Source organism: Vibrio sp. Vb1729 (genome assembly GCF_033338655.1).
GTDB lineage: Bacteria > Pseudomonadota > Gammaproteobacteria > Enterobacterales > Vibrionaceae > Vibrio > Vibrio alginolyticus.
In genome coordinates this window covers 1-6,383 of the sequence record NZ_JAWOTB010000040.1, presented here as the reverse complement: position 1 = coordinate 6,383, position 6,383 = coordinate 1, and the positions used below count along the sequence as shown (strand labels likewise).

Here is a 6,383-nt window from a genome sequence, read left to right as displayed (position 1 = left end):
TGTTTTACCGTGGTCAACGTGGCCGATAGTACCAACGTTAACGTGCGGTTTCGTACGTTCAAATTTTTCTTTAGACATGAGTGGTCCCTCTAGGTACGGATTTAGGTGGCCCAAATTGACCACGCAACCAAAAAAAGATAATTGGTAAATCTAATATCAAAAGGAAATAAACTTGAGAGCTGGTGCTGATAGGCAGACTCGAACTGCCGACCTCATCCTTACCAAGGATGCGCTCTACCACCTGAGCTATATCAGCACTCAAATTAGAGTGGAGCGGGCAGCGGGAATCGAACCCGCATCATCAGCTTGGAAGGCTGAGGTAATAGCCATTATACGATGCCCGCAACACGTAACTCTGAGAGCTATTTCCTAAAGAATATGGTGGAGGGGGACGGATTCGAACCATCGAAGGCAGTGCCGGCAGATTTACAGTCTGCTCCCTTTGGCCACTCGGGAACCCCTCCAAATTTTCAAGCCATTCAGACTACTAAAGGAAAGAATGGTGCCGACTACCGGAATCGAACTGGTGACCTACTGATTACAAGTCAGTTGCTCTACCTACTGAGCTAAGTCGGCATAAGTGGTGCGCATTCTATTGAATGATTTTCTAGGTTGCAATAGTAATTTGAAAAAAAATCATAAATTTCGATTTTTTAGATTCGTTTGCTGCAAATTCGTACAAACTTAGCTTTTTTAAAGTAAACTTCGACCTTTGTCGTTTGCTTTGAAGTTCGCTTGATGTATGTTCTTGCTTCTATTAAACCAAGGATAAAAGAGACCCATGAGTCCATTTTTGTCATTTGACCGTGCAAATTGGGCCGAGTTAAGAAACTCTGTACCGATGACACTTTCTGAAGACGACTTGACTGCGCTTCAGGGCATTAATGAAAACCTAACCATGGAGGAAGCGGTAGAGATCTACCTTCCTTTGTCTCGTCTTTTGAATCTGTATGTCCAGGCTCGTCAAAGCCGCAATTCCGTATTACAACAATTCTTAAATACAGAGGAACATGCTCCCCCTTTCGTAATTGGTATCGCTGGCAGTGTTGCTGTAGGCAAAAGTACGACTGCTCGTATTCTAACGGCATTGCTTTCTCGTTGGGAGAATCATCCCAAAGTGTCCTTGGTTACAACAGATGGCTTCCTATATCCGAAAAAAGTACTAGAAGAACGCGGTATCATGCATCGTAAAGGCTTCCCAGAATCCTATGATATCAAGCGCTTAGTCGAGTTCATGTCTGACGTAAAGGCAGGAAAGCCCGATCTTGAAGTACCCATCTACTCTCACATCACGTATGACATTACTGATGAACTAAGAAAAGTGGATAGACCGGATGTTCTTATTATTGAAGGTTTAAACGTTCTGCAAAGTGGAATGGACTATCCACATGACCCGCATCGTGTCTTCGTCTCTGACTTTTTAGATTTTTCAATTTATGTCGATGCAGAAACAGAGACCATTGAACATTGGTATGTAGAACGCTTTTTAAAGTTTCGCCAAGGGGCCTTTACGAAACCAGGCTCTTATTTTAGCCACTACACACAACTCTCTGTCGATGACGCAAAGAAAAAAGCGAAGCAAATTTGGCATGATATTAATGGGCTCAATTTAGAATTGAATATTCTTCCAACTCGTGAGAGAGCCCACTTGATTCTACACAAAGGCGTTAACCACTTAGTTGATAAAGTCTCGTTGCGAAAGTAATCGAAGATTAGTCACTTTTACGCAACGAGATTTCACCACCAATATAAGTCTCTAGTCCTTGGGAGGTTTCGATTAATATTCCACCTTGATGATCGATGCCTCGAACGACGCCATATACCTCTCTAGGACCAATAAGCAGTTTGACCTGACGATTAAGGAAATTGTCTAACCGATTCCAACGTTCGATAAAGCCAGTAAGTCCTTTCATTTCATATTCGACAAGTGCGGAATTCCAATGCTTGATAAGTGTCATTGCTAGAACATTTCTATCGATCTTGAGACTCTGATTTACTTGGTTCAACGTGGTCCATGGCTGGTCAATCTCAGGCTGGTCGTCAGGCATTCCAATATTCAGGCCCATCCCAATCACTAGATGAGCAGCCCCACCGGCCTGACCCGACATTTCAACCAAGATTCCGGCCAGTTTTTTATCTTGATAATACAAGTCATTCGGCCACTTGAGTTTAACACCTTGCATGCCTACTTCTTCCAAAGCTTCCACTGCGGCAATCCCAATCACCAAGCTCAAGCCCATTGCCGCAGCCATTCCTGCATCCAGTCGCCAATACATAGAGAGATATAAGTTAGAGCCAAACGGTGAGACCCATTGTCTACCGCGGCGACCACGCCCTTGTGCTTGATATTCAGCAATACAAACACGGCCCTTTTCCGAATCCGCGACTCTGTCGAGCAAATATTGATTCGTTGAGTCAATCACAGGGACGAGTTCAACAAGTGACTCCGAGCTAGTGGTAAGGAGAGTCTCGTCTAACAACTGCAATGGTGAGGCTAATTGGTAACCGCGCCCTTGCACTCGATAAATATCAATACCCCATTCACTAAGACCTTTAATGTGCTTAGCGATTGCCGCTCTAGAAACATTAAGATCGTCGCCCAACGCTTCTCCTGAATGAAACTCGCCATCACTTAATAACTTTAGAATATGAAGTTTCGTAGAGTGATCTTTTCTCATCTAGATGCCTCGATCTGAGCCAAATTGGTCTCCCCAGTACGATTGAGAAAGCGTACTTCATGCTCAAGTATGATTTGGTATTTGTCCCATACTGTCTGCTTCACTAAAGAAGCAAGCGCGACAATGTCATCTGCACTACAATTATCCATGTTGGTCAAAACCAAAGCTTGCATAGGGTTGACCTGCGCACCGTGTACAGACTTCCCTTTTAATCCACACTGATCGATAAGCCAACCAGCAGCAATTTTCATTCCTCCAGAAGCTGGGTAGGCCACTACGTTAGGGTATTTTTTTGTGAGTCGATCATAGTGATCTTGCGTGATCACTGGGTTTTTAAAGAAACTACCTGCGTTACCTATCTTGGTTGGATCTGGTAGTTTTGCCTTTCGCACTTGGCATACTCGTTCGAAGATAGAAGCAGGGCTGAGTTGTTCTTCTGGGATACTTTGTAAAGGGCCGTACTGGTTAATCGGCTGCCATTGCTTCGCCAACTTAAGCCCTAATGCGGTGATAAAGCACTTTCCGTGCAACGCATGTTTAAATATGGAATCCCTATAGGCAAACTCACAGTCTTGGGCGTGCATTCTTTTGTTTTCAAACGTAGTTAGGTCAAGAACATCTACATAATCACAGATGTCTTTTAGCTCTAGGCCATACGCACCAATGTTCTGAATAGGAGCCGAGCCAGCACAACCTGGAATCAAAGCTAAGTTCTCGATCCCACCGATCCCCTGATTCACACACCAGGAAACCAATTCAGGCCAATCTTCACCACCGGCAATATGTAATAGGTAGTGCTCATCCGTTTCCGTGACTTCTTTACCCATGATTCGATTAACAATCACTAATCCCTCAAAATGTTCTGTAAAAAGAACATTACTTCCTTTACCTAAAAAAAGTTTCGGTAAATGGGTGAATCTTGGGTTTTGAAATAGCTCAATAACATCTTCGAGCGACTCAACGATAGCTAAATAGGAACACGATTGTTCAATTCCAAAAGTATGGTAAGCCTTTAGGCTCGCATTTGTTTTAATTTGCATAGTAGGTTTGCAACACCAGATAAGATTCTCTTAAACTGTCGACATTCTACATTAGTTATCTTTTAACCGCAGTGACAATACCAGACTCATTAATCATAGAAGTGTTAAATCCCATCAAGCTCCCCCTCATTAAGAAACTATACAAAGCGTATTACCCTGCGGGTCGAGCCAAAAAGGATGAATTGATCATTACAGCAAGCCATAAGGGTGAAATCATTGCGTTACTACGTTTAAAAGGTGTAGATAAAGTTCGTCTGTTGACAGGAATGTTGGTCATTCCGAAAGTTAGGGGAACAGGGATTGGAAAAAAACTACTAACCCATTGTAAAAACAATGTTTTCACTGATGGCGATTATTGCTTCGCGTTTACACATCTCGAATCCTATTATTCCAAGCATGGATTCACAACAATTGATTGCTCTGAGCTACCACACCCGCTAAAAATGGCATTTCAACGTTACGTAGATAGCGGTAAAGATCTCATTCCAATGCAATTCATCTCTTCAACGACATCAAAACGCGTGCTTTTGTAGCCAGGTAAATCATATCTTTGATAAAATGGCAGGTTCGCAATATTGCACTAAACTAAGGTACTCATACCGATATGATAGTAAGTAGGAATCCATTCGAACAGTTGCCAAGTCTCGCTGTCAATCCGGAAGACTTTGATGTTCTGTATTCAGCAGAATCATTCAGAACCCGTCTTTTAGATGCTATCAGCAAAGCAACGTCGCGAATTTACCTAGTCGCTCTATATCTGGAAGATGATGAAGCTGGACGTGAAATTCTCACTGCGCTTTATGAAGCGAAACAGCGCAATCCTGGGTTGGACATCAATATCTGTGTCGACTGGCATCGAGCGCAGCGTGGCCTGATTGGTGCGGAGACATCTGAGGGTAATTCAGCGCTTTACAAAGCATATGCCAGTAAGTACCAGCACCCAATCCCTGTCTATGGCATACCAGTGCGTGGCAGAGAAGTTTTTGGGGTACTGCATTTAAAAGGCTTCATTGTCGATGATACTGTTATCTACAGTGGAGCGAGCTTAAATAACGTTTATCTCCATTATCATGAACGTTATCGATTTGATCGTTACCATATGATTCGACATGAATCTTTAGCGAATTCAATGGTGCAATTCATTCAGGAAGAAATGATTGCTCACCCTGCCGTTAATGATCTTGCAGGAAAAGATAAGCCAGAAACCAAAGAAATAAAGTCGGCGATTCGCCAACTGAGGGCTTCTCTTGCTCAAGCCAACTATAAGTTTGAAGACCAAGCTGCAACAGAAGAAAGTGTAAAAGTCACTCCGTTAGTTGGGCTAGGCAAACGCCGTAATCTGCTCAATCAACAGATTGTAAAGTTATTGGCAGCAGCCCAAGACGAAATTTTCATTTGTACGCCTTACTTTAACTTCCCTAAAGCACTTCATCGTGAAGTGAAACGAGCCATGAAGCGTGGTGTGAAAGTAACTATTGTTGTGGGTGATAAAACCGCCAACGACTTTTACATTGCACCTGAGGAAGACTTTAAAACCATTGGCGGACTTCCATATCTTTACGAAGTGAATTTGCGTCGCTTTGCGAAAGCCAATGAAGCGAATATCGCCGCACGTAAATTGTCAATTCACCTATGGAAGCATGACAATAACAGCTTCCACCTTAAGGGTATTTGGGTTGATAAACGCTATATGCTACTTACTGGGAATAACCTAAATCCACGTGCTTGGTCACTCGACCTAGAAAATGGGCTACTCATACAAGACAATTATGCGAAGCTCACTGGGAAGTTTGAAGACGAAGTTTCGCGTATTCTTGAGCATACTCACCTTATCTGTACTTATAAGCAATTAGAGAAAGTAGAAGACTATCCTATAGGGGTACAGCGACTGGTCAGAAAAATCACCCGCCTAAAGGCAGATGGTGTTTTAAAACGTATTCTTTAGACATCATTTCTCGCTCTAAAGTACGTCGAGATTTTTATACTAAGCCAACCGCTTTAGCAGTTGGCTTTTTCATATAATCCATTTGGAATACTTAACTATTTTCTAGTACCGCTAGTGAGCACATAACCACTTAGATCTAGAGCGATTCTCTTAATGGATTTGAGCTTTGACGTTTGTGAGTATTCCGCATAGCTTACAGCCTCGAGCTAAGCTACCCCTCTCTGTTTTGGCGCTTCTTACCCCTTGGCGATATATTTTTTCTGAGACTCATCAAATGTTCAGCGTCGAAAATCATCACCTCGCTAATGAAGAGCTCCTTCAATCTTTCACCTTCCAATTCTTTTCAAGTCGTTTGATTTTTGAGCCAGGAGAGATTGGGGTATATATGACGCTTTTCTGGATTATGCGCACAGCTCGTTTTTTCTTTCTCATCAAGATTCAAGCCGTTGAACGCCTTTGAATACCATAGATTACTTAGGCTTGTTCGTAGGTCATATTGTCTTTCCACAGCATCACCGGCCTATAATTAATTAAAGCCTAGTGTGTAATCACGCAGAGTTCGCTTAGTAGGGATTATGGGGAGTAGTCTAGTTAGGTGTAAACACACTTCAGGGAAACGCCGCAGTAGAAACGAAAAAAGCCCCAGTCTTTCGACTGAGGCTTAATATAAGTGGCGGAGTGGACGGGACTCGAACCCGCGACCCCCGGCGTGACAGGCCG

At 42.9% G+C, this 6,383-nt stretch carries 5 protein-coding genes and 4 tRNA genes; 3 read left to right on the top strand and 6 right to left on the bottom strand.

Annotated features, from left to right (window positions below):
• Positions 1-180: 180 nt before the first annotated feature.
• The 4 genes from R7E29_RS16675 to R7E29_RS16660 all read right to left on the bottom strand — a co-directional run bounded on the left by R7E29_RS16675 (position 181) and on the right by R7E29_RS16660 (position 576).
• Positions 181-256: transfer RNA gene (locus R7E29_RS16675), tRNA-Thr, on the bottom strand.
• Positions 257-269: 13 nt separating this feature from the next.
• Positions 270-344, bottom strand: a tRNA-Gly gene (locus R7E29_RS16670).
• Positions 345-379: 35 nt separating this feature from the next.
• Positions 380-464: transfer RNA gene (locus R7E29_RS16665), tRNA-Tyr, on the bottom strand.
• Positions 465-500: 36 nt separating this feature from the next.
• Positions 501-576, bottom strand: a tRNA-Thr gene (locus R7E29_RS16660).
• 205 nt (positions 577-781) lie between these two features.
• Between R7E29_RS16660 and coaA the strand changes: the two genes are divergently transcribed.
• Positions 782-1,705 (top strand): type I pantothenate kinase, encoded by a 924-nt coding sequence (coaA, locus tag R7E29_RS16655; RefSeq protein WP_005388683.1) that lies wholly within the window; start codon positions 782-784, stop codon positions 1,703-1,705.
• A gap of 7 nt (positions 1,706-1,712) precedes the next feature.
• Here the strand turns inward: coaA and birA are convergent, their stop codons facing one another.
• Entirely contained in the window at positions 1,713-2,678 is a 966-nt protein-coding gene (birA, locus tag R7E29_RS16650; RefSeq protein WP_005373054.1) for a bifunctional biotin--[acetyl-CoA-carboxylase] ligase/biotin operon repressor BirA, read from the bottom strand.
• Positions 2,675-3,718 carry a UDP-N-acetylmuramate dehydrogenase gene (gene murB, locus R7E29_RS16645; RefSeq protein WP_053303319.1) on the bottom strand — a complete coding sequence of 348 codons (1,044 nt, stop codon included), beginning with the start codon at positions 3,716-3,718 and terminating at the stop codon, positions 2,675-2,677. The genes birA and murB overlap by 4 nt, the downstream gene beginning before the upstream one ends.
• 101 nt (positions 3,719-3,819) lie before the next feature.
• On the opposite strand from murB, the gene R7E29_RS16640 reads away from it, so the two are divergent.
• Entirely contained in the window at positions 3,820-4,251 is a 432-nt protein-coding gene (locus R7E29_RS16640) for a GNAT family N-acetyltransferase (RefSeq protein WP_017633746.1), read from the top strand.
• A 71-nt stretch (positions 4,252-4,322) separates the two neighbouring features.
• A complete protein-coding gene (gene pssA / locus R7E29_RS16635) occupies positions 4,323-5,663 on the top strand; it encodes a CDP-diacylglycerol--serine O-phosphatidyltransferase (protein WP_025998545.1) in 1,341 nt (446 codons plus the stop codon).
• Positions 5,664-6,383 lie beyond the last annotated feature (720 nt).

Coding starts and splice junctions, on each gene's coding strand:
- coaA (WP_005388683.1), top strand. CDS start 782: ATGAGTCCATTTTTGTCATTTGACCGTGCAAATTGGGCCGAGTTAAGA.
- birA (WP_005373054.1), bottom strand. CDS start 2,678: ATGAGAAAAGATCACTCTACGAAACTTCATATTCTAAAGTTATTAAGT.
- murB (WP_053303319.1), bottom strand. CDS start 3,718: ATGCAAATTAAAACAAATGCGAGCCTAAAGGCTTACCATACTTTTGGA.
- pssA (WP_025998545.1), top strand. CDS start 4,323: ATGATAGTAAGTAGGAATCCATTCGAACAGTTGCCAAGTCTCGCTGTC.